Raw genomic sequence first — 21,775 nt, forward strand, 5'->3', positions numbered from 1 at the left:
TTCCTTCAATGACCGCGCCGACCGGGCAATAGTTTTACTTGAGATTGCCGCTGAGAAATTGCTTCAGGCGTTCGCTCTTCGGATTGCCCAGCACTTCTTCCGGCGCGCCTTCTTCCTCCACCAGCCCTTGATGCAGGAACAGCACCTGGCTCGAGACCTTGCGGGCAAAGCTCATTTCGTGGGTGACCATGATCATGGTCCGGCCTTCCTCGGCCAGGCCCTGAATCACCTTGAGCACTTCGCCGACCAGCTCCGGATCGAGCGCCGAGGTCGGTTCGTCGAACAGCATGACTTCCGGCTCCATCGCCAATGCCCGGGCAATCGCCACCCGTTGCTGCTGGCCGCCGGAGAGGAACGCCGGGTACTGATCCGCCACCCGCGCCGGCAAACCGACCTTTTCCAGATAACGGCGGGCGCGGTCGTCGGCTTCCTGCTTGCTGCAGCCCAGCACCCGGCGCGGGGCCATGGTGATGTTTTCCAGCACGGTCATGTGGCTCCACAGATTGAAATGCTGGAACACCATGGCCAGGCGGGTGCGCAGGCGTTGCAGTTCATCGGCGTCGGCGACGTGCATGCCGTGGCGGTCGGTGACCATACGGATCGCCTGGCCGTCGAGGCTCATCGCGCCGTCGTTGGGTTGTTCGAGAAAGTTGATGCAGCGCAAAAAGGTGCTTTTGCCCGAGCCGCTGGCGCCGATCAGGCTGATCACATCGCCGGTCCTGGCCTTGAGCGAGACGCCTTTGAGCACCTGATGGTCGCCATAGCTTTTGTGCAGGCCTTCAACGGTCAATTTGTACATGGGACAGGCATCCTCAAGGCGAAAGTAGATAGCCGCTGCGATAGGCTTCGGCGCCCGCGACGTGGGCGATCACCATCCCGGCCGTCGCCATGCGCCGCAACGAGCGGGCATAGAGCAGACCGGAAGCGGTGCAATGGACTGGCGTGACCCGGTCGTTGATCGGGTCGATGATTTCGGCGATTTTCTGCCCGGCTTCCAGAAACTGGCCGGGCGTGGCGGTATAGACCAGCAGGCCACCGACGGGGGTGGCCACCGGTTCCACGCCGGCCAGCGGTGTGGCGGGGTGTGGCAGGGCGGGCAAGGCTTTTGGGTCGCCGACGATGGCGCCGAAATGGATCAGGTAATCGATCAGCGCCTGGCAATCGCGACTGGCCAGCGGATGGGTGACATCGCCCTGACCGCGCAACTCGACGGTGACCGAGAAACTGCCCAGTGGGATCTCGAAGTGTTCGCCGAAGCGCTCCTTCAATTGCCACCACAACAGGGTGAAGCACTCATCGAATGACTGGCCGCCGGAGTCGGTGGCCAACAGGCTTGCCTGGGATTCGATATAGCGCGCCAGCGGCTCGACCTGCGGCCAGGCCTCGGGCGTGGTGTAGAGGTGAACCACGGATTCGAAATCGCAATGCAGGTCGAGCACCATGTCCGCATCGCAGGCCAGCCGTTGCAGGGTCAGACGCTGGGATTGCAGCTGAGTCGTGGCGGTGTAGCGGGCGAGGGCATTGCGCAGGCTGGCGCGGATCAGCTCGAGGTTGCGCTGCGGGTCGTCGCACAGCTGTGTTTCGATCTCGTTGCCGATTTCCTCGCTGAGGTCGACGAACCAGCGGTTGAAATTCTGTCCGCTCTCCAGTTCGTAGCGGCCCAGCGGCACGTCCATCAGCACCTGTTCGAGGCCGACCGGGTTGGCTACCGGCACCAGCACGATTTCGCTGCGCAGGCGGCCGGCGGCTTCCAGCTCCGCCAGACGCTGCTTGAGGTGCCAGGCCACGAGCATGCCGGGCAGTTCGTCGGCGTGCAGCGATGACTGGATGTAGATCTTGCCCTGGGCCTTGTCCGGGCCGAAATGAAAGCTGTGGATCTGTCGTGCGGTCCCCGGCAGCGGGGCCAGCAGGTCGTGTATCTGATGACGCATCTCTAAAGGGTCCTAGTGGGTCGGGCCGAGGAACGCCAGCCATCGGCGTTCGGCAAGACGGAACAGGCCGACCAGCGCAAAGGTGATGGTCAGGTAGATCAGCGCGGCGATGCCGAACGACTGGAAGGTCAGGAAGGTCGCCGAGTTGGCGTCCCGCGCGACTTTCAGGATGTCGGGGATGGTCGCGGTGAAAGCCACGGTGGTCGAATGCAGCATCAGGATCACTTCGTTGCTGTAGTACGGCAACGAACGGCGCAGCGCCGACGGCATGATCACGTAGGCATACAACTTCCATCCGGTCAGACCGTAGGCCTTGGCCGCTTCGACTTCGCCGTGGTTCATGCTGCGGATCGCCCCGGCGAAAATCTCCGTGGTGTAGGCGCAGGTGTTGAGGGCGAAGGCCAGGATCGTGCAGTTCATCGCATCGCGAAAGAAACTGTCGAGCAGCGGTTGCGCGCGCACGGCGGCCAGGCTGTAGATCCCGGTGTAGCAGATCAGCAGCTGGATATAGAGCGGCGTGCCACGGAACAGATAGGTGTAGAACTGCACCGGCCAGCGAATGTAGAAGTGCGGCGAGACCCGGGCGATCGACAGCGGAATCGACACGAGGAAACCGAAGAAGATCGACGCGCTGAGCAGCCACATCGTCATCGCCAGCCCGGTGATGTTCTGGCCGTCGGTATAAAGGAAGGCTTTCCAGTATTCCTGCAGGAGTTCGATCATCGTACGGCCTCCCGGGCACCGGCGGCGTAGCGGCGTTCGAGCCAGCGCAGGATGAAATTCGAGGCACTGGTGATCAGCAGGTAGATCAACGCGGCGAGGACCAGGAAGTAAAACAGTTGATAGGTGCTCTTGCCGGCATCCTGCGCGGCCTTGACCAGATCGGCCAGGCCGATGATCGAAACCAGCGCGGTTGCCTTGAGCATCACCATCCAGTTGTTGCCGATGCCCGGCAGGGCGAAGCGCATCATTTGCGGGAACACCACGAAACGAAAGCGCTGGCCGCGCTTGAGACCATAGGCGGTGGCGGCTTCGACCTGCCCGCGCGGCACGGCGAGAATCGCCCCGCGAAAGGTTTCAGTGAAGTACGCGCCGTAAATGAAGCCCAGGGTCAGGACCCCGGCGCTGAACGGGTCGATCTCGATGTATTCCCATTCCAGGTAATCGGTGAGCGTCGTCAGCCAGGTTTGCAGGCTGTAGAAGATCAGCAGCATCAGCACCAGGTCCGGCACCCCGCGAATCAGCGTGGTGTAGAGCTGGGCGGGCAGGCGCAGCAGTTTGACTTTTGACAGCTTGGCACTGGCGCCGAGCAGGCCGAGCAACACGGCCACCAGCAGCGACAACGCCGACAATTTGATGGTCATCCAGGTGCCCTCCAACAGCAAAGGGCCAAAACCCTTGAGGCTGAAGGCGGAGAGCCCCAGATTTTGTAAGAGGTTTTCGAACATAAATCAGCAACCTGACTGAATGAAAAAGGCGCCCATCGAGGATGGGCGCCGGGGCATTATTTGCCGCTGTACAGATTCAGATCGCCAAAGTGTTTCTTTTGAATCTCTGCGTATTTGCCATCATCGTGTAACGCTTTGATACCTTTATCCAAAAGCGCTTTCAGCTCGGTGTTACCTTTCTTAATACCGACAGCAGTCTTGGCTGGCAGCAAGTGGTTGTCGACCGGCTTGCTGACTTCATAATCGGCGCCCTGCGGCGACTTCAGAAAGCCCAGTTCGGCCTGCAACATGTCCTGAATGCCCGCATCGAGACGGCCGGAGGTCAGGTCGGAATACACCTGGTCCTGGTTCTGATAGGCCTGGGTTTTCACGCCCGCCTTGTCCAGCACGGCTTTGGCATAGGCTTCCTGGATGGTGCCTTGCTCGTAGCCGACGGTTTTGCCTTTCAGGGAAGCGACGTCGTCGGTGATGCCCGAACCTTTTTTCGACACGTAGGCCGTCGGGCCGGAGAACAGCTCGCTGGAGAAGTCGATGACTTTTTCGCGGGCTTCGGTAACGGTCATCGACGAGATCACGCCGTCGAATTTATTGGCCTTGAGGCCCGGAATCATGCCGTCGAAGTCGCTTTCGACCCATTTGCACTTGACCTTCAGCTCGGCGCAGATGGCGTTGCCCAGATCGATGTCGAAGCCAATCAGGCTGCCGTCTGCCGCTTTCGACTCGAACGGTGCGTAGGAAGGGTCAACGCCAAACCGCAGTTCTTTGTATTCCTTGGCCAGCGCGGATCCGGCGGCCATGCACAACGCCAGTGCAGAAAGGGTCAGCAATGCTTTTTTCATTATTCAATCCCTAAGAACCAATATGAGCGCTTGTGGCGCGGAATGATTGTTACTGGAGCGCTTACGACTTATAGAAAGTAGCAATTTCCGAACCAGAGTCCCGAACAAGTGTTTTAAAAGGTTTAGCAAGTGCATGCTGGGGCCGGTCAGTGCACGAAAACGGGCACGGAGAATCAGTTGCACTGTTTATGGGCGTGATTGTTCCCATGCTCTGCGTGGGAATGCCTCAATGGACGCTCTGCGTCCGGCGCTGGATGGGACGCGGAGCGTCCCGGCTGCATTCCCACGCGGACGGTTCGACGCTTCGACGTGGGAACGATCGGGGAGGCGTGGGGGAAGGGGTCAGGCCAACAGGTTCTGCAAGGTTGCCAGGCTGTCGGCTTCTTCGACGGTTTTGTCCTGGCGCCAGCGCAACATGCGCGGGAAGCGCACGGCGATGCCGCTCTTGTGCCGGCGGGAGAGGGCGATGCCTTCGAAACCAAGTTCGAACACCAGACTCGGCTTGACGCTGCTGACCGGGCCGAATTTTTCGACTGTGGTCTTGCGCACGATGCTGTCGACTTCGCGCATTTCCGCGTCGGTCAGCCCGGAATAGGCCTTGGCGAAGGGCACCAGCGCCCGGGCACTGGCACCGGGCGGGCCGTCCCACACCGCAAAGGTGTAATCACTGTAAAGGCTGGCGCGGCGACCGTGTCCGCGCTGGGCGTAGATCAACACCGCGTCGACGCTGAACGGGTCGACCTTCCATTTCCACCACACGCCCATGTCCTTGGTCCGGCCGACGCCGTACATCGCATCCCTGGCCTTGAGCATCATGCCTTCGACCCCCAGGCGCCGGGACGCTTCACGCTGGCGGGCGAGATCGAACCAGTCGTCACCGGTCAGGGTCGGCGACGGCAGCAGCACCGGGTTGTTGCAGCGGGCGATGACCTGCTCCAGTTGCTCGCGACGCCTGGCCTGGGGCTGGTTGCGCCAGTCTTCGCCCTGCCATTCGAGCAGGTCGTAGGCGAGTATCACCACCGGCGCGTCTTCGAGGATTTTGCGGTCCAGTGACTTGCGGCCGATCCGTTGTTGCAACAGTGCGAAGGGTTGCACCGCCGGGGCTTCTGTCGACTGCGGATCGAACGCGTCTTCGGTGACCGGGCGGTTGTTCTTCCAGACCACGATCTCGCCGTCGATCACCGTGCCGTCGGGTAAACCGTGCAGCAGCGTGTCGAATTCGGGAAAACGCTCGGTGACCAATTCCTCGCCGCGCGACCAGACCCACAGTTTCCCGTCACGCTTGACCACCTGTGCGCGAATGCCGTCCCACTTCCATTCCACCTGCCAGTTGCTCGGCGGCCCGAGCAGGGCCTCGAAGGTTTCTACCGGTTGCGCCAGCGCGTGGGCGAGGAAGAACGGGTAGGGCTGGCCGCCGCGCTGGGCGTGCTCGTCGCTGGATTCGGGGGCGATCAGTTTCAGGTAAGCGGCGGCGTTCGGCCGGTTGGACAGGTCGGTGTAACCCACCAGCCGTTGCGCCACGCGTTTGCTGTCGAGCCCGGCCATGGAAGCCAGAGCGCGGGTCACCAGCAATTTGGACACGCCGACCCGGAAGCTGCCGGTGATCAGTTTGATGCACAGCATCAGGCTCGGCCGATCCAGTTGCGCCCACAGAGCGGGCAATTGGTGGGCGAGGCATTCCGGGGTTTCACCACGCAGGGGCAACAGTTTGTCTTCGATCCATTCGGCGAGCCCGGCCTCGGAGGTGTGCGGGTGTTCCGGCAGCACCAGCGAAATGGTTTCCGCCAGATCGCCGACCGCTTGATAGCTCTCCTCGAACAGCCATGGCTCAAGCCCCGACGTTTCAACAGCGAGTTCGCGCAGAACTCTCACCGGAACCAGTTGCCGTGGCCGCCCGCCGGACAAAAAGTACACGGCCCAGGCGGCATCTTGTGGTTGCGCCTGGGCGAAGTAGGTTTGCATCGCCGCCAGTTTGGCGTTGCTCGAGGTGGTGGCGTCGAGTTCGGCGTATAACCCGGCGAAGTCTTTCATGGTTGCACCTCGGCCATCGCAGGCGTGGCGCTGGAAAGCTCTTCTTCATCGTCACCGTATTCGGTGTTGAAACCTTGTGCGTCCAGCCCTTTTTCGCGCAGGTGGCGCACCAGCACGCCAATCGAGCCGTGGGTGACCATCACCCGCTCGGCGCCGGTCTGTTCGATGGCCCACAACAGGCCGGGCCAGTCGGCGTGATCCGAAAGTACGAAACCGCGATCCACGCCGCGCCGCCGACGGGTGCCGCGCAGGCGCATCCAGCCGCTGGCGAAGCTGTCGCTGTAATCGCCGAACCGGCGCATCCAGCTGCTGCCGCCGGCAGAGGGCGGGGCGATGACCAGCGCCTGGCGCATCATCGGGTCGTTCTTTTTCACCTCGCCGGCGTAGATCGTCGGCGGCAGGTAGACGCCGGCCTCGCGGTACACGCGGTTCAGCGGCTCCACCGCCCCGTGGCTGAGGATCGGCCCGAGGGTTTCGTCGATGCCGTGGAGAATCCGCTGGGCTTTGCCGAACGAATAGCAGAACAGCACGCTGGCCTTGCCGGCCTCGATGTTGGCCTGCCACCACTGATTGATTTCGGCGAACACCTGCGCCTGCGGCTGCCAGCGGTAGATCGGCAGGCCGAAGGTCGATTCGGTGATGAAGGTGTGGCAGCGCACCGGTTCGAACGGCGCGCAGGTGCCGTCGGGTTCGATCTTGTAATCGCCTGACGCGACCCAGACTTCGCCGCCGTATTCCAGCCGCACCTGGGCCGAGCCGAGCACATGACCGGCGGGATGAAAGCTCAGGGTGACGCCGTGGTGGGTCAGGCGCTGACCGTAGTCGAGGGTTTGCAGGTTGATGTCCGCGCCCAGACGCGCACGCAAAATTCCTTCGCCGGCGCTGGCGGCCAGGTAATGCTGATTGCCGCCACGGGCGTGGTCGCCGTGGGCATGGGTGATCACCGAACGCTCGACGGGCCGCCACGGGTCAATGTAGAAGTCCCCTGCAGGGCAGTAGAGGCCTTCGGGGCGGGCGATAACAAGGTCCATGGCATTACCGGAATGGAGGGACTTGTTAGCTATGAGGTTGGCGCGAAGTCAGAAGTTCTATTGATTTTCAAAAGCACCCTCACCCCAGCCCTCCCGAAGCGTCGGAACGCCCGGAGGGAGAGGGAGCCTACGGGGGTGTTTGGCGAGGGACATCGACCTGTGAGATCGCGTCGATTATGGATCTTTCAAGCAGCAATACGAATCTGGATTCGGTGCAGCAAGTTCAGGTCGGCGAACCTCTTGAATATTCCCCGATCAGTCCCCTCTCCCTAAGGGAGAGGGTTAGGGTGAGGGGGCTTTTGATCTTTTGGGGAGTAGCGCTATTTGCCGGGGGTAAGCGTCAACCGCGTCTTGCCATACACCCGGTCAAAGTTCTGCGGCTGCATCGGCAAGCCAATGTACTGGCCTTTGAGCCACGGATCGATTCCATTCAAGTAGTTCGGGCTGACCGGATTCCCGGATTGCCCCGTCCCGTTCTGCCCCATCAACGGCTCGCTCTGACCGAAGTCGACGATGAAACGCATCGACGGCGCACGCGTGGTGTTGAAATCCTGGCCCCAGGCAAACGCCGCCGTGTTGAGGGTGGTGTGGTCGCCGCCCGCCGCAATTGGGCCGCGAACGGTCTGGCCGCTGGCATTCTTCCACTCGTAACGGTGCAGTTTGCCCCACTGCCAGGCCCGGCGGTCGCCGCCCAGTTGGCTGTCGCCGGCGCTGATCGCTGCCGCCAGGCTGCGGGCGAGGATCGCCGGTTTGTCTTCTTTTTGCGGGGTGCGGGCGTCGTCCCAGAACGGACTGTCTTCGCGGCCCAACAGGTGATCGGCTTGGGCGGCGTACGACAGATCGCCGTTGGCGATAAACGCTTTCCACGCCGGGCTGCCTTGCGGGCCGAGCTCGTCGAGGAAGATCTGTTTCATGCTTTCCTGCAGGAACAGCTCGTAGATCGCCGCATCGGCAGAGGTCGGGCTGAGCTTGCCGTCGAACGCCATCAAGCGGGTATAGGCCTCGCGTGCCTTGCTGCGCTCGGCTTCCGGCAGTGCGTCGATCGCCTGTTTCAGCGGCTGCGCCATGCCCGGTGCCTCGAACATTTTCTTCAGTTTGGCGGCGAAGGTGGTGGTCTGGTCGTACTGCATGGCGATCACGCTGCGACCGTCATGTTTGCCGCTGCCGGCCAGTTCCGCCAAGCGCTCGCCACGCTCCGGCGCCGCCCAGGAATTGGACAGTTGCATGCCGTAGCCATGAGGAATGACCCGCTGGTTGGCGGTGCCGAGCCAGCCCTGGGCCGGATCCTGATCGTAGGGGTGGAGCATCGGGTCGGCGTAACCGTCCCAGTCGTAGCGACCTTCCCAGCCCGGCGACGGCAGCAGGCCTTCACCTTCGCGGCGGTTGGGGAAGCGCCCGGTAACTTGCCAGCCAATGTTGCTGGCGTCAGCAAACACCAGGTTCAGCGCGATGGCGCGGATTTCCCGGCTGGCGTCCGACGCGCGTTCAACGTTCTGGGCGCGGCTCAGATCGAAAAACGCATCGAGGGATTTGTCGTCGGTGAAGCTCGGGGTCTGCAAGGCCAGGCCAAAGCATGCGCCCTGAGCAGCGGCCTGGGTGCTGTTGAGAAGCGCGCCATGGCGGGTTTCGTACACGGCTTCGCGAATCGGCCGCTGGCCTTTGACGAAATAGGTTTCGTTGCGCACGGCGACCGGTTGCCACTTGCCGTCGACCTCGTAGGACAACGTGCTGCCCTGACGACGGATTTTTTCCAGGAACAGGTCCTGGTTATCGCCGAGCACGCTGGTCAGGCTCCACGCCACCTTGCCGTTGAAACCGCCGAGCACCATCGGCAGACCGGCCACGGTCACGCCGGCGGCCTGGTATTTCGGCGCGCGGATCTGCACGAAACTCCACAGCGACGGCGCGGCCAGCGGGCCATGGCTGTCGCTGGCCAACAGGCTCTTGCCGCTGCGGCTGCGTTGCGGGGCGATGGCCCAGTTGTTCGACGACTGAGTGCCCAGCAGGTTGATGGCGGCCAGTTGTTCGCTGGCGTTGCTCAGCTCCGTCAGCCCCGGAATCTGCCCGTTGAGCTTGATGCCTTGCAGCTTGTCGGCTTCGGCCAGCGGCAGGTTTTCGTCGGGAGCGGACGGGGTCAGCCACGCGAGTTTGTCGTTGGTCACGGTCTGCGCTAGCACCAGCGAAGCGATTTCTTCCGGCAGGTTGGCCGACTGGCTGAAGTTCAGCAGGCAGAAGATCAGCGCCGAATCTTCGGGTTTCCAGTATTCAGGCTTGTAGCCGCTGGAAGCCAGATCCCCCGGCAGTTTCTCGGCATATCTGAACAGGTAGGCGTTGACGCCCCGGGCATAGACTTCGAAGAAGCGCTTGAGCCGTGGCGACGAAGCCTTGTACAGCTCGCCGGCGCTTTTCTTCAGGTTGACGGCGCGCATGTAGCGGTCGGCGTCGAGCATCGAGGCGCCGGACATCTCCGCCAGACGGCCCTGAGCCAGCAGGCGCAGGGTGACCATCTGATTGATCCGGTCGCTGGCGTGCACGTAGCCGAGGGCGAACAGTGCGTCGTGGAAGCTGTTGCTTTCGATCAGCGGCATGCCCATGGCATTGCGGCGTACCGAAACGTTCTGCGCCAGGCCCTTGAGCGGCTGCACACCGGAGGTCGGCGGGAGGGTGTCCTGGGCGTTCCAGGTCTGACAACCGGTCAGGCTCAGAACACCGGCCACTGCTGCGGCAACGCCGAACCGGGGAAGAAAATGTGAAAGGGCTGGCGAGGCCATGGCAAAGCTCCTGCGGGGGTGTAGAGGCTGGGGGTGCAATAAAGCCGCTACGTTAGTGAGCAGGAGGGGGCCGCGCAAGCGGGGCGAGCGGTTATTTCTTCCCGTTGATCGTTCCCGCGCACGGGAACGATCAGGCCGGGTGACTCAAGCCTTCGGCGGATTGATCTTCTGCACCAGCGCGTAGGCCTTCACGGTCGCCGGGCGATCCTTGATGTGGTTGAACCAGCGCTGCACGTTCGGAAAGTCTTCGAGGTTCTGGCTCTGCCACTTGTGCGAGACGATCCACGGGTAGATCGCCATGTCGGCGATGCTGTATTCGCTGCCGGCGACGAACTCGTTGTTGGCCAGTTGCTTGTCCAGCACCCCGTACAGGCGGGCGGTTTCATCGATGTAGCGCTTGATCGCGTAGGGGATTTTTTCCGGAGCGAACTGGCTGAAATGATGGTTCTGCCCGGCCATCGGCCCCAGCCCGCCCATTTGCCAGAACAGCCATTGCAGGGCCACCTGGCGGCCACGCAGGTCCTTGGGCAGGAACTTGCCGGTCTTTTCCGCGAGGTACAGCAGGATCGCCCCGGATTCGAACAGCGACAACGGCTCGCCACCGTCGGCCGGCTCATGATCGACGATCGCCGGGATGCGGTTGTTCGGGGCGATTTTCAGAAAATGCGGCTGGAACTGCTCGCCCTGGCTGATGTTGATCGGGTGCACGTCGTAGCGCAGGCCCGCTTCTTCGAGGAACAGGGAAATCTTGTGGCCGTTGGGCGTGGTCCAGTAATACAGGTCGATCATGGAAAACTCCAAATCAGGAAAATGGCTTACGTACGGACAGCAAACGCCGGCTTCAGGTTGTCCTGTGTGCGTTCGATAGCTTGCTTAGTCACAGGAGGTGATGCTCAAGTACGGGAAATTCAATGACCCCGCGTGAGAAAAATCGCCATGGCGCTCAAGGCCAACGCTGCACTGATCATCATCGACCAGCAAAAAGGCATTCTGCAGCCGCGTCTGGGGCGGCGGAATAATCCGTCGGCCGAGGAGCGGATTCTTGAGCTGCTGAGTTTTTGGCGGCGCAGCGGACGGCCGGTGATCCACGTGCAGCACCTGTCGCGCTCGCCGGATTCGGTGTTCTGGCCCGAGCAGGAAGGGGTGGAGTTTCAGGACAGGTTTTTGCCGCAGGACGGCGAATGGCTGATCCAGAAGCAGGTGCCGGATGCGTTTTGTGCGACGGGGCTTGAGGCGAAGTTGCGTGAGGCGGGGGTCGAGCAGTTGATCATTGTCGGCGTGGCGACGAACAACTCGGTGGAGTCCACGGCGCGCACGGCGGGCAATCTGGGGTTTGACGCGTGGGTGGCGGAGGATGCGTGCTTTACCTTCGACAAGGCCGACTATTTCGGCACTTTGCGTTCGGCGCAAGAGGTGCATGCGATGTCGCTGGGGAATTTGCACGGGGAGTATGCGACGGTGGTCAGCACCGGGCACATGCTGGCGGCAGGCTGAAAGCTTCCGGTGAATGGGCCGGCCCCTTCGCAAGCAAGCCCGCTCCCACATTCGACCTTATTCCTTTTTGACGGAATGCAATCAAATGTGGGAACGGGCTTGCTCGCGAAGGCGGTATCTCAGGCGAAGAAGATAATTGCCTGAAACATCAAGCGCCGTGGCACTTCTTGAATTTCTTGCCGTTGCCGCAGGGGCAAGGGTCGTTGCGGCCAACGTCTTTCAGGGCGTTGCGCACCGGTTCCTGGTGGGCGTGGCCGCAGTTCGGGCCGTGGACATGGCCATGGTCGTGATCATGGTGGTGATGGTCATGATCGTGGTTGCAGTCTGGGCCATGGACATGAGGTTGCTGGGTCATCGGGGTCACTCCGTAATCAAATCGGCGGGGATTATCACGCCATTGCGCGCCAGGTGCACGTAGTGAGCGATGAATAAACCGGTTTCCATCTCGCCCTCCAGTCGATAGGGAATCTGCTGGTTCGGGTTTTTCAGCATTTTCACCACCTCTTTCACCTTCGGCCACAGGTTGGTACGGATCGGCACCTTGTAAAACGCGCTGCTTTTGGGGTTCACCGTGATCCAGTGTTCGTGCTCGCCTTCGGCCAGCAGCATGTCGGCCAGGTGTATGCGGTATTCCAGGCCGCGCACGGTCAGGTCGCTGTCATTGGGGTTGTCGATGCGAAAGTGCAGGATGAATTTCTGTTCCAGCAACTTGGCGCGCACCACTTCGACTTTCACCAGGTGCACGGCGGGGTCGCGGGCGTCGTCGGTAAACCAGGACGCGCAGCCGCCGAGCCCCAGAAACACGAGCAGTGAGAAAGCCTGGAATGTGCGCCAATGACCGAGCATGGTTTAACTCCCTTTGCTGCCCAGTCTAGCCTCAGCTGCCGAAATACCCCGCACAGCATTTCTTGAACTTCTGGCCACTGGCGCACGGGCAGGCGTCGTTGCGGCCCAGCTTCAGTTGCACGGTCGGGTCGATGAAGTACCAGCGCCCGCTGTTCTGCACGAACGACGAGCGCTCGCGGTGGCTGTGTTCGCCCTGACCGTCATGCCAGCGCGCGGTGAAGGTGACGAACGCGTGCTCCGGCTGACCGCCGAGCACTTCCGAGCTTTCCACGTCCAGACCGAGCCAGGTGCTCTGGGCGCTCCAGTTGCTGATCGACTGGCGATCCAGCCCCGCTTGCTGGGCGGGCAGGGTGGTGGCCACCAGATAATCGATCAGGCCCAGCACGTAGGCGCTGTAGCGCGAGCGCATCAGGGCTTCGGCGCACGGGGCCGGGTGGCCGGCGTGATAGTGACCGCAGCAGGCATCCAGTAGATTGCCGCTGCCGCAAGGGCAAATGGCTGTACTCATTGCATTACCACCAGTATTTCCCGAAGTTTTCCGGATTGGCCCAGAACCGTGAGTTGAGCCAGTCGGGGACTTGTTTGTAGTCAAGCAGATCGTAGGTGAACAGTGTCAGCACCTGTTCATCCCGGGCGAAGCGTTCGCTGGCTTGCAGGGCCAGGGAATAAAAGTCGGTTTCCTGCCAGCCGCTGGCCGGCAGATCCGCCAGCACCGCGATGCGGCTGGCGTTGAGGTTGCGGATCCCGCCCAACAGGTTCAGGCCGTCGCGCTTGGGCAAATGTTCCAGGCAATCGACCACCAGCGCCAGGTCGAAACGGCGGGCCGCCAGTTCCGCCGGCAACGCACCGGGCGCGGCGTGCGCGACGCAGGTCTCCGGGTGTGCTTCCTTGAAGGCAGCCAGCGCCGGGAACTCGCTGGCGCCGATCAGCAGCAGACGTGCCGGGGCGTAGCGGTCGAGCAGGGCGGCCAATGCCTGCTGCGGTGTGCGGGAAGAAATGGCGACGTTCATCGAAGCTCCTCAATCAGAGCGCCAAGACTAGCCTGCCCGGACGCCAAGGCCTAGATCTCTGTCCTGCGGGTTTGCGGCAAATTCGTCGAAGTCCCGTGAACAGGCGCACAAACAGCAATGGCCTATTGCTGGCGGAGATTAAAACTCCGGTCTTTACTCCCTGAATCGGTTCTAAGCCGATCCCTCAGGAGAAAACTAGATGAGCATAGTTCGGACAGCATTACCCTTGGTTCTGCTAACCAGTGTGTTGACTGGTTGCGCAGGTTTGCAGAAAACCGACTGGCCGACCTGTGCGGCAGTCGGTGGTGTCGTCGGTGCGGGGCTCGGTGCGACCGAAAGCTCCGCATGGGCGGGGTATGGCGCGTTACTCGTCGGCGGTACGGCAGCGGCCTATTGCTGGGTTCACGGTGACGGCGATGAAGACGGCGATGGTGTGCCGGACAGTCGCGACAAGTGCCCGGGCACGCCTAAAGGCGTTCAGGTCGATGCCGACGGCTGCCCTCCACCAGCCCCTGCGCCAGTGGTCGAAGAAGCTGTAGTGGTCAAGGAAGAAACCATTGTCATCCGCGATGTTCACTTCCAGTTCGACAAGGCCACGCTGACCCCGTCCGACAAACTGGTCCTGGATAAGGTCGCTTCGCGCCTGAAACAGGAATCCAGCACCGCGCAACTGACCGTGACCGGCCACACCGACAGCGTCGGCAGCGATGCCTACAACCAGAAACTGTCGGATCGCCGCGCGCACTCGGTGGTCAAGTACCTGGTTGAAAGCGGCGTCCCGCAAAGCAGCTTCGTGTCGGTGACCGGTGCCGGTGAAAGCCAGCCGGTGGCAGACAACAAAACTGCGGACGGTCGCGCGCTGAACCGTCGTACCGAAATCAAAATCAACCGCTAGCCCCCTCGCATCCGCGGCTTGTGCAGTCGCGGATGCGGGTCTTTACTCCTGTGTAACCGGTATGGGCCGGTGACACAGGAGCTTTAACGATGAGTGTTCTTACAAGGTCCGTCTTGCCGGTTCTGCTGCTGGGCAGCCTGTTGACCGGTTGCGCCACCCACAGCGATGGCACCGCTCCCCTCAATCAACGTACCTGGCCGATCTGCAGCCTTATTGGCGGACTGGTCGGCGGCGGTCTCGGCGCGCTCGAAAGCAGCGGTTGGGCCGGCGGTGGCGCTGCGCTGGGGATCCTCACCGGCGGATTGATCTGCTACGCCCAGGATGGCGATGAAGACGACGACGGCGTGTTCGATCGCCGCGACCGTTGCCCCGATACCCCGGCCAACACGCCGGTTGACCACCGTGGCTGTCCGCTGCCGCAATATCCGGTCACCGAGAAACCGGCCGAACCGGCCCCGCAAACCGAAGTCATCACCCTCAACGATGCCGGCAACGTGCTGTTCGACTTCGACAAGTCGGATTTGAAACCGGCCGCAAAAAGCCAGCTCGACACGTTGATGGACAAACTGCGCAATGCCGACGTGGTGAGCATCAAGGTCATCGGCCACACCGACAGCAAGGGTTCGGATGCCTACAACCAGGCGCTTTCGGAACGTCGCGCCAGCAGCGTGGCGGAGTATTTGCTGAGTCAGGGCCTGGCGCCGAACAAACTCACCAGTGAAGGGCGCGGCGAGAGTGAACCGGTCGCCGATAACAACACGGACGAGGGGCGTGCGCAGAACCGTCGGGTGGAACTGCACATCAATCGTTAGGATGAGTCTGTAGTCCGCGGGCTAGAGCTGTCGGTCGATGATCATCGTCGAACCGGCAGCCATCCGGCGGTGGATCGGTTTTTTTCATTTTTCCCTCTGGCTTATCCCCTGCAGAAGCCGTTACTGTGCGCCCAAAGAATAATTCGCAACACGGGGGAGCGTATGAAGGTGTTCTGTGGGCTGGGGCGATTGTTGACCCTGCTGTTCTGCTGCGTGGTGCTGGCCAATCAGCTGGTGCCGTTTGTTCATCCGCTGCACCTGCTGGTCAATCTGGCCGGCGCTCTGCTGCTGGCGATCCACGTGTTCGAAGTGCTGCTGTGCAATCGCAGCCTGAAGGGTCGTCCGCACCCCTGGCGTGATCGTGGCCGCATCCTGCTGTTCGGCGTATTCCACCTGCAAACCATCCCGGCCCCGGCCGCTCCGGAGGCTTCCCATGCGTAAACTCTGCCTGCTCGCTGCATTCATCAGTCCATTGGCCTGCGCCCAGGTGGTCAGCGTCGAAACCAACTCGCTGATGCGTCTGCCGAACACCGCCAGCACTTTGCAGTTGGAAAAACTGGTGGTCGCCGACTACGGCACCTTGCTGATTCCCTCGAACGTGACCGAGCTGAGTGTCGGTGAACTGCAACTGGGCCACGAAGCGCGTATCGCCATCGTGCCGAGCGAACAGGCGCTGGAGATGAAAGTCAGCCGCGCCGAACTCGCCGAAGGCAGCCAGATCACTGCCCGTGGCGCACCGGGCACCTACGAAAAAGCTGCCCGCGCCGGGCGCAATCTGAATCTGCAGTTCAAGGCGTTGAACGCGCCGAAACTGGTGGTCGATGCCCGTGGCGGCACCGGTGCGCCGGGATTTGTCGGGCTTGATGGCGCCAACGGTCAGGAGCCGGGTTGCACCTGGGGTCAGGCGGGACACGGTTTTGATGGCAGCAACGGCAGCGATGGTCAGCCGGGTGCACCGGGCGCGCTGGTGCGACTTGAAGTACCGCGCGAGTTTCCGGCCGAGCTGATCAAGGTCGAAGTCGCCGGCGGTGCCGGTGGGCCGGCCGGTCCTGGCGGCAAACCGGGGGCGGGTGGCAAGTCCAAGGGCTGTCTGGTGTATCGCGCCGACGGCGGCAAGAGCGGCAAGCCGGGGGCTGACGGGCAGCCGGGGCCTGCGGGTGCGGCGGGGTCTGTCACCGTACAGCGCCTGTAATCGGCTGTTTGATCGTTCCCACGCTCTGCGTGGGAATGCAGCCCGTGACGCTCTGCGTCACTGGACGCGGAGCGTCCCTTGAGGCATTCCCACGCGGACGGTTCGACGCCTCGACGTGGGAACGATCAACGGTGCTCTAGTCAGATCGAGGGGCGCGCAGCAGCCACCGCCACCAGCACCACCCCGACCAACAGGTTGAACCCCACCACCTTGCGAATCCGCCCCAGCACCGCCGCGCCCGCCGGCCAGTCCTTCGCCTGCACCGCCGTGCGCAATTCAGGCAGCATCAATGCTTGAATCCGGATGAACAACGCGGTCATCACCACATACAACCCCATCATCACCTGCACATAACGCGGCGCGTTGTCGAAGGCGATGTGTTGCAGATGCAACATGCCCACCCCGGTCACCGGGAGCAGAATCACCGCCCCCCACACCCAACGAAAAAAACCTTGAAACACTTCCACCCAGAGCGTCAGGCGCCCGGGACCGTCCAGGGCCTTCATCGCCGCTGGGCGCAGCACCATCCAGGCGAAAAACATGCCGCCGACCCAAACCAGCGCGGCCAGTACATGGATGGGGTAAACGAGGCTAAAAGGTGTCATTGGGGTACTCCGATCTGCGCAGGATTGATTCGCGGGGTATGATAGCCCCCCATCCGAACCACTGAAAATTTATCCAGCGTTTTTTGCGCCCGACACTCAATGATCAGCACTGAACTCAAAACCACGATCCAGGGCGCCTACTCGCGTTTTCTAGAGGCCAAGAGCCTCAAACCGCGTTACGGCCAGCGCCTGATGATCGCTGAAGTCGCCAAGGTCCTCGGGGATATCGACACCGACGACGAAGGCCGGCGCAGTGGCGACCCCGCGATTGTCGCGGTGGAAGCCGGCACCGGTACCGGCAAGACCGTGGCTTACAGCCTGGCCGCGATCCCGACGGCCAAACTGGCCGGCAAGCGCCTGGTGATCGCCACCGCCACCGTCGCCCTGCAAGAGCAGATTGTCTACAAGGATTTGCCCGACCTGATGCGCAACAGCGGGCTGAACTTCAGCTTCGCTCTGGCCAAGGGCCGTGGCCGCTACATGTGCCTGTCCAAGCTCGACATGCTGTTGCAGGAAGGCCACGCACAGACCGCCACCGCCCAGCTGTTCGAGGAAGAAGGCTTCAAGATCGAGGTCGACGAGGCCAGCCAGAAGCTGTTCACCAGCATGATCGAGAAGCTCGCCGGCAATAAATGGGACGGCGACCGCGACAGCTGGCCCAACGCGCTGGAAGACGCCGACTGGGCGCGCCTGACCACCGATCACAGTCAGTGCACCAACCGTCACTGCCCGAACTTCGGCCAGTGCGCCTTCTACAAGGCGCGCGAAGGCATGGGCAAGGTCGACGTGATCGTCACCAACCACGATATGGTGCTTGCCGACCTCGCACTGGGCGGCGGGGCCGTGTTGCCGGATCCGCGCGACACCATTTATGTGTTCGACGAAGGCCACCACCTGCCGGACAAGGCCATCGGCCACTTTGCCCATTACACGCGCCTGCGTTCCACCGCTGACTGGCTGGAAACCACCGCCAAGAACCTCACCAAACTGCTGGCCCAGCACCCGCTGCCGGGTGACCTCGGCAAACTGATCGAGCAGGTGCCGGAGCTGGCGCGGGAGATCAAGACCCAGCAGCAGTTCATGTTCACCGCCTGCGAACAGATCGCCGACTTCAAGCCCGGTGAAGATGTCGAAGGCCGCGAACGTCCGCGTCACCGCTTCATCGGCGGGGTGATTCCCGAGCACATGCGCGAGATGGGCATCGAGCTGAAAAAAGGCTTCGCCCGCCTCAACGACCTGTTCACCCGCCTGACGGATCTGCTCAAGGAAGGCATGGACGGCGAAGTCAACATCGGCATCGCCAGCAATCAGGCTGAAGAGTGGTATCCGCTGTTCGGTAGCCTGTTGTCCCGTGCCTCCGGCAACTGGGAGCTGTGGACCGCGTTTACCGCCGAAGACCCGGAAGACAACCCGCCGATGGCCCGCTGGCTGACCCTGGCGGAAAGCGGTTCGCTATTCGACATCGAGGTCAACGCCAGCCCGATCCTTGCCGCCGAAACCCTGCGCCGCAGCCTGTGGAACGTGGCCTACGGCTGTCTGGTGACCTCGGCGACCTTGACCGCCCTCGGCACCTTCGACCGCTTCCGCATGCGTGCCGGCCTGCCGAAGAAAGCCGTCACCGCCGTGGTGCCGAGCCCGTTCCATCACGCCGATGCCGGTGTGTTGCGGGTGCCGGACCTGAAGGCCGACCCGCGGGATGCCGCTGCCCACACCGCCGCGATCATCCGCGACCTGCCGGAACTGGTCGAAGGCTCGCGCGGCAGTCTGGTGCTGTTCTCGTCGCGCAAACAGATGCAGGACGTGTTCGACGGCCTCGACCGTGACTGGCGCAAGCAAGTATTCATTCAAGGCAACCTGTCGAAACAGGAAACCCTGAACAAGCACAAGGCGCGGGTCGATGGCGGCGATTCCAGCGTGCTGTTCGGCCTCGCCAGTTTTGCCGAAGGCGTGGACTTGCCGGGGGCCTACTGCGAACACGTGGTGATCGCCAAGATCCCGTTCTCGGTGCCGGACGATCCGGTCGAAGCCGCACTGTCGGAATGGATCGAAGCCCGGGGCGGCAATCCGTTCATGGAGATCTCGGTGCCTGACGCCTCGCTGAAGCTGGTTCAGGCCTGCGGCCGACTGCTGCGTACCGAAGAAGACCGCGGCACCATCACCTTGCTGGATCGGCGGCTGGTCACCCAGCGCTACGGCAAGGCGATCCTCAATGCGTTGCCTCCTTTCCGTCGTGAAATATCCTGAGACATCGGTGGGCAGTTTTGCCCGCCGCGCTGTCTATCTCTCTGTCACTGCTTTTCCATTGGCCCTTGCGGGTCGTTAGGGAGAATTCCGTTCTCATGATTCGTCGTTCGTTGCCTGCCGTTTTTGCCCTGGTTTTCGCTGCGCCTTTATTCGCGGCACCTGCCGGCCAGCAGACCCTGTTCAACTTTGTTCGCCCCGCCGATGTGGTGAAAGTGGCGACCGAAAACGCCGACCTGCCGCAAGCCAACGCCGAGCAGACTCCCGAGGGTGAAGTGCTGCGCCGAGTGACGTTCAACCCGACGGCTCGCCCGACCTTGCGTCTGTCCCCGCAGACCGGTGCCTGGGACTGGTCGCAGTCCGGCATGATGAGCCTGCGCATCCAGAGCGCGATGAACTGGGCGGTGACCGTCTACCTGCAAATCCAGAGCAACGACGGCAAGACCCTGGTCAGCCGCGTGGACCTGCCGGCTGGTCCGGCGCAAACCTTGCTCGTGCCGTTAACCGCGACCTCGCCACTGAGCCAGGGCATGAAGGCCGGGCCGGTGATGCCGATGACGATCGACGGGCAGCGCATCCTGCTGGCAAGCAGCAGCGGTGAGCTGGATCGCAGCCAGGTGGTATCGGTCAGCCTGTCGATGGACCAGCCGAAAGCCGCGCAAAGTCTGTTGCTCGAGCGCTTTGGCGTGCAGGACGAAGGCGAGGTGATCAAATCCGCCTACGGCAATCTGGTGGATGCCTATGGCCAATCCACTCGCGGCAAGTGGCCGGAGAAAGTCGCCAATGACGAACAACTGAAAAGCGCCGCCGCCAAAGAACAGCAACAACTGAACACCTGGCTGGCCGAGCGCGAAAAGTCGTCGCTGGACAAGTTCGGCGGCTGGAGCAAGGGTCCGGCGTTCAAGGCCAGCGGTTTCTTCCGCACCGAAAAGCGTGACGGCCGCTGGTATCTGGTGACACCAGAAGGCCATCCGTTCTATTCCCTGGGCGTGAACACCGTCAGCCCGGAGGTCAACCAGACCTACGTGGCCGGCCGCGAGTACATGTTCGAATCCCTGCCAAAACCGGGAGAGCCGCTGGCCAGCCACTTCGGCGAAGGCGACAACCGTGGCGGCAACGGCTCCGATCAGGGTCGTGGCTACAACTTCGGGCGTTGGTACGACTTCTACGGCGCCAACCTTCAGCGCCTGTATGGCGAGCCGTGCACTTCGGACAGCGGCAACAAGGCCGGAGTGGCCGAAGCCGCCAAGGCCGGGGCCGCTGAAGAAGCGGCGACCAACGCCAGTGCGCCGGTAGCGGCCTCCGAACAGCCGAAATCCGGGGTTGCCGAGTCGGCCGCGACAACCGGGCAAAGTGTCGCGACACCGTGCAAAAACACGGTCGACGAACAAAAGTGGGCCAGCCACACGCTTGATCGTCTGCAAGCCTGGGGCTTCAACACCGTCGGTAACTGGAGCGCCCCTGTCCTCGGTGACGCCGAGCGCATGCCTTACACCTTGCCGCTGTCGATCGTCGGCGATTACACCAGCATCAGCACCGGCACCGACTGGTGGGGCGGCATGCCAGACCCGTTCGATCCACGTTTCGCCATGGCCACCGAACGCGCCGTGGCGATTGCCGCCCGTGATCATCGCGATGATCCGTGGCTGATCGGCTACTTCGCCGACAACGAACTGGCCTGGGCCGGCCCCGGCGATGATCCGAAATCCCGTTACGCGCTGGCCTACGGCACCTTGAAAATGACCACCGACGTTCCGGCCAAACGCGCGTTCCTCAAGCAGTTGCGCGACAAGTACCGCAATCAGGCGGGGCTGTCGAAGGCCTGGGGCATTGATCTTCCGGCATGGGAATTGATGGAAGACCCGGGTTTCGAAGCGCCGCTGCCGAACCCGGAGCATCCGGAAATCGAGGCCGACTTCAAATACTTCCAGAAGGTCTTCGCCGACACCTACTTCAAGACCATTTCCGACTCGCTGAAATGGCACGCGCCGAACCAGTTGCTGCTCGGCGGCCGTTTCGCCACCAGCACCCCGGAAGCCGTGGCGTCCTGCGCCCAGTATTGCGACGTGCTGAGCTTCAACATGTACACCCTGCAACCGCAGGACGGTTATGACTTCGCAGCGCTGCGCAACCTCGACAAACCGGTGCTGATCACCGAATTCAACTTCGGCTCCACCGACCGTGGCCCGTTCTGGGGTGGCGTGACCCCGTTGAGCAAGGAAGAAGATCGCGGCCCTGCCTACGCCAACTTCCTCAAGCAGGCGCTGAGTGAACCGTCGATTGTCGGCGTGCACTGGTTCCAGTATCTGGACCAACCGGTGACCGGGCGCTTGCTCGATGGCGAGAACGGCCACTTCGGTCTGGTTGGTGTAACCGATCTGCCGTTCCAGGGTTTTGTCGAAGCCGTGCGCAAGAGCAACCTGGCGACCGTCGATCAGTTGAGCAAAGACGCGCAGAAAGCGGCGGCCGCAGCGGACAAGGCCGGCCGCGAAGCCGAAGGCGGCCGCAAGGCTGACGCCGGCAAAGGCCCGGGGCAGGGCGCAGGCCACACCGGCGGGCACTCCGGCAACGGCCACTGATCAATACGAAACCTGAAGACCGCCCGGCCCGCAGCGGTTCCCAAAAGCCT

The 21,775-nt window shown here is 62.4% G+C and carries 21 protein-coding genes; 7 read left to right on the plus strand and 14 right to left on the minus strand.

The window, feature by feature from the left end; genetic code table 11:
• Positions 1-34 precede the first annotated feature (34 nt).
• The 9 genes from PDR5_RS06165 to PDR5_RS06205 form a co-directional block, all read right to left on the minus strand.
• The gene (locus PDR5_RS06165; protein WP_039771333.1) at positions 35-799 is read right to left on the minus strand and encodes an ABC transporter ATP-binding protein; all 765 of its coding nucleotides are present in this window, start codon (positions 797-799) and stop codon (positions 35-37) included.
• A gap of 13 nt (positions 800-812) precedes the next feature.
• On the minus strand, positions 813-1,931 hold the full coding sequence (locus PDR5_RS06170) for a succinylglutamate desuccinylase/aspartoacylase family protein (protein WP_064593907.1): 1,119 nt from the start codon (positions 1,929-1,931) through the stop codon (positions 813-815).
• A 12-nt stretch (positions 1,932-1,943) separates the two neighbouring features.
• Positions 1,944-2,654, minus strand: a complete 711-nt coding sequence (locus PDR5_RS06175; RefSeq protein ID WP_039771337.1) for an ABC transporter permease — start codon at positions 2,652-2,654, stop codon at positions 1,944-1,946.
• Entirely contained in the window at positions 2,651-3,379 is a 729-nt protein-coding gene (locus tag PDR5_RS06180) for an ABC transporter permease (protein ID WP_064593908.1), read from the minus strand. Before PDR5_RS06180 ends, PDR5_RS06175 begins: the two co-directional genes overlap by 4 nt.
• A 56-nt stretch (positions 3,380-3,435) precedes the next feature.
• Positions 3,436-4,218 (minus strand): transporter substrate-binding domain-containing protein, encoded by a 783-nt coding sequence (locus tag PDR5_RS06185; protein ID WP_064593910.1) that lies wholly within the window; start codon positions 4,216-4,218, stop codon positions 3,436-3,438.
• A gap of 342 nt (positions 4,219-4,560) precedes the next feature.
• A complete protein-coding gene (locus PDR5_RS06190) occupies positions 4,561-6,249 on the minus strand; it encodes an ATP-dependent DNA ligase (RefSeq protein ID WP_064593912.1) in 1,689 nt (562 codons plus the stop codon).
• Positions 6,246-7,280 (minus strand): ligase-associated DNA damage response exonuclease, encoded by a 1,035-nt coding sequence (locus PDR5_RS06195; RefSeq protein ID WP_039771341.1) that lies wholly within the window; start codon positions 7,278-7,280, stop codon positions 6,246-6,248. Before PDR5_RS06195 ends, PDR5_RS06190 begins: the two co-directional genes overlap by 4 nt.
• Positions 7,281-7,600: 320 nt before the next feature.
• Positions 7,601-10,051, minus strand: a complete 2,451-nt coding sequence (locus tag PDR5_RS06200) for a penicillin acylase family protein (protein WP_064593914.1) — start codon at positions 10,049-10,051, stop codon at positions 7,601-7,603.
• Between the two features lie 144 nt (positions 10,052-10,195).
• Positions 10,196-10,840 (minus strand): glutathione binding-like protein, encoded by a 645-nt coding sequence (locus tag PDR5_RS06205; RefSeq protein WP_064593916.1) that lies wholly within the window; start codon positions 10,838-10,840, stop codon positions 10,196-10,198.
• Between the two features lie 147 nt (positions 10,841-10,987).
• Here PDR5_RS06205 and PDR5_RS06210 point away from each other — a divergent pair, with 147 nt between their 5' ends.
• Positions 10,988-11,545 (plus strand): cysteine hydrolase family protein, encoded by a 558-nt coding sequence (locus tag PDR5_RS06210; protein WP_064593918.1) that lies wholly within the window; start codon positions 10,988-10,990, stop codon positions 11,543-11,545.
• 148 nt (positions 11,546-11,693) lie between these two features.
• On the opposite strand, the gene PDR5_RS06215 is transcribed toward PDR5_RS06210, so the two are convergent.
• The 4 genes from PDR5_RS06215 to PDR5_RS06230 are packed head-to-tail and all read right to left on the minus strand — an operon-like array spanning position 11,694 to position 13,401.
• Entirely contained in the window at positions 11,694-11,900 is a 207-nt protein-coding gene (locus PDR5_RS06215) for an SEC-C metal-binding domain-containing protein (RefSeq protein WP_007955014.1), read from the minus strand.
• Positions 11,901-11,905: 5 nt separating this feature from the next.
• Positions 11,906-12,391, minus strand: coding sequence for an LEA type 2 family protein (locus PDR5_RS06220; RefSeq protein WP_064593919.1), 486 nt, complete (start codon positions 12,389-12,391; stop codon positions 11,906-11,908).
• A 31-nt stretch (positions 12,392-12,422) separates the two neighbouring features.
• Positions 12,423-12,899: a YchJ family protein gene (locus PDR5_RS06225; RefSeq protein WP_011332777.1), complete on the minus strand. Its 477-nt coding sequence runs from the start codon at positions 12,897-12,899 to the stop codon at positions 12,423-12,425.
• A gap of 4 nt (positions 12,900-12,903) precedes the next feature.
• On the minus strand, positions 12,904-13,401 hold the full coding sequence (locus PDR5_RS06230) for a DUF6231 family protein (RefSeq protein WP_064593921.1): 498 nt from the start codon (positions 13,399-13,401) through the stop codon (positions 12,904-12,906).
• Positions 13,402-13,600: 199 nt separating this feature from the next.
• Here PDR5_RS06230 and PDR5_RS06235 point away from each other — a divergent pair, with 199 nt between their 5' ends.
• The 4 genes from PDR5_RS06235 (at position 13,601) to PDR5_RS06250 (ending at position 16,300) form a co-directional block, all read left to right on the plus strand.
• A complete protein-coding gene (locus PDR5_RS06235; RefSeq protein ID WP_064593923.1) occupies positions 13,601-14,296 on the plus strand; it encodes an OmpA family protein in 696 nt (231 codons plus the stop codon).
• 89 nt (positions 14,297-14,385) lie between these two features.
• Positions 14,386-15,108 carry an OmpA family protein gene (locus tag PDR5_RS06240; RefSeq protein ID WP_039771352.1) on the plus strand — a complete coding sequence of 241 codons (723 nt, stop codon included), beginning with the start codon at positions 14,386-14,388 and terminating at the stop codon, positions 15,106-15,108.
• Between the two features lie 162 nt (positions 15,109-15,270).
• Positions 15,271-15,549, plus strand: a complete 279-nt coding sequence (locus PDR5_RS06245) for a DUF1145 domain-containing protein (RefSeq protein WP_064593925.1) — start codon at positions 15,271-15,273, stop codon at positions 15,547-15,549.
• On the plus strand, positions 15,542-16,300 hold the full coding sequence (locus PDR5_RS06250; RefSeq protein ID WP_039771355.1) for a collagen-like triple helix repeat-containing protein: 759 nt from the start codon (positions 15,542-15,544) through the stop codon (positions 16,298-16,300). Before PDR5_RS06245 ends, PDR5_RS06250 begins: the two co-directional genes overlap by 8 nt.
• A 140-nt stretch (positions 16,301-16,440) precedes the next feature.
• Here the strand turns inward: PDR5_RS06250 and PDR5_RS06255 are convergent, their stop codons facing one another.
• Entirely contained in the window at positions 16,441-16,905 is a 465-nt protein-coding gene (locus tag PDR5_RS06255) for a CopD family protein (protein ID WP_064593927.1), read from the minus strand.
• Positions 16,906-17,004: 99 nt separating this feature from the next.
• On the opposite strand from PDR5_RS06255, the gene dinG reads away from it, so the two are divergent.
• Entirely contained in the window at positions 17,005-19,149 is a 2,145-nt protein-coding gene (dinG, locus tag PDR5_RS06260) for an ATP-dependent DNA helicase DinG (RefSeq protein ID WP_007952008.1), read from the plus strand.
• Between the two features lie 95 nt (positions 19,150-19,244).
• On the plus strand, positions 19,245-21,725 hold the full coding sequence (locus tag PDR5_RS06265; RefSeq protein WP_064593929.1) for a beta-galactosidase: 2,481 nt from the start codon (positions 19,245-19,247) through the stop codon (positions 21,723-21,725).
• The last annotated feature ends 50 nt before the right edge of the window (positions 21,726-21,775 follow it).

It is taken from the genome of Pseudomonas sp. DR 5-09 (genome assembly GCF_001655595.1).
Lineage (GTDB): Bacteria > Pseudomonadota > Gammaproteobacteria > Pseudomonadales > Pseudomonadaceae > Aquipseudomonas > Aquipseudomonas pharyngis.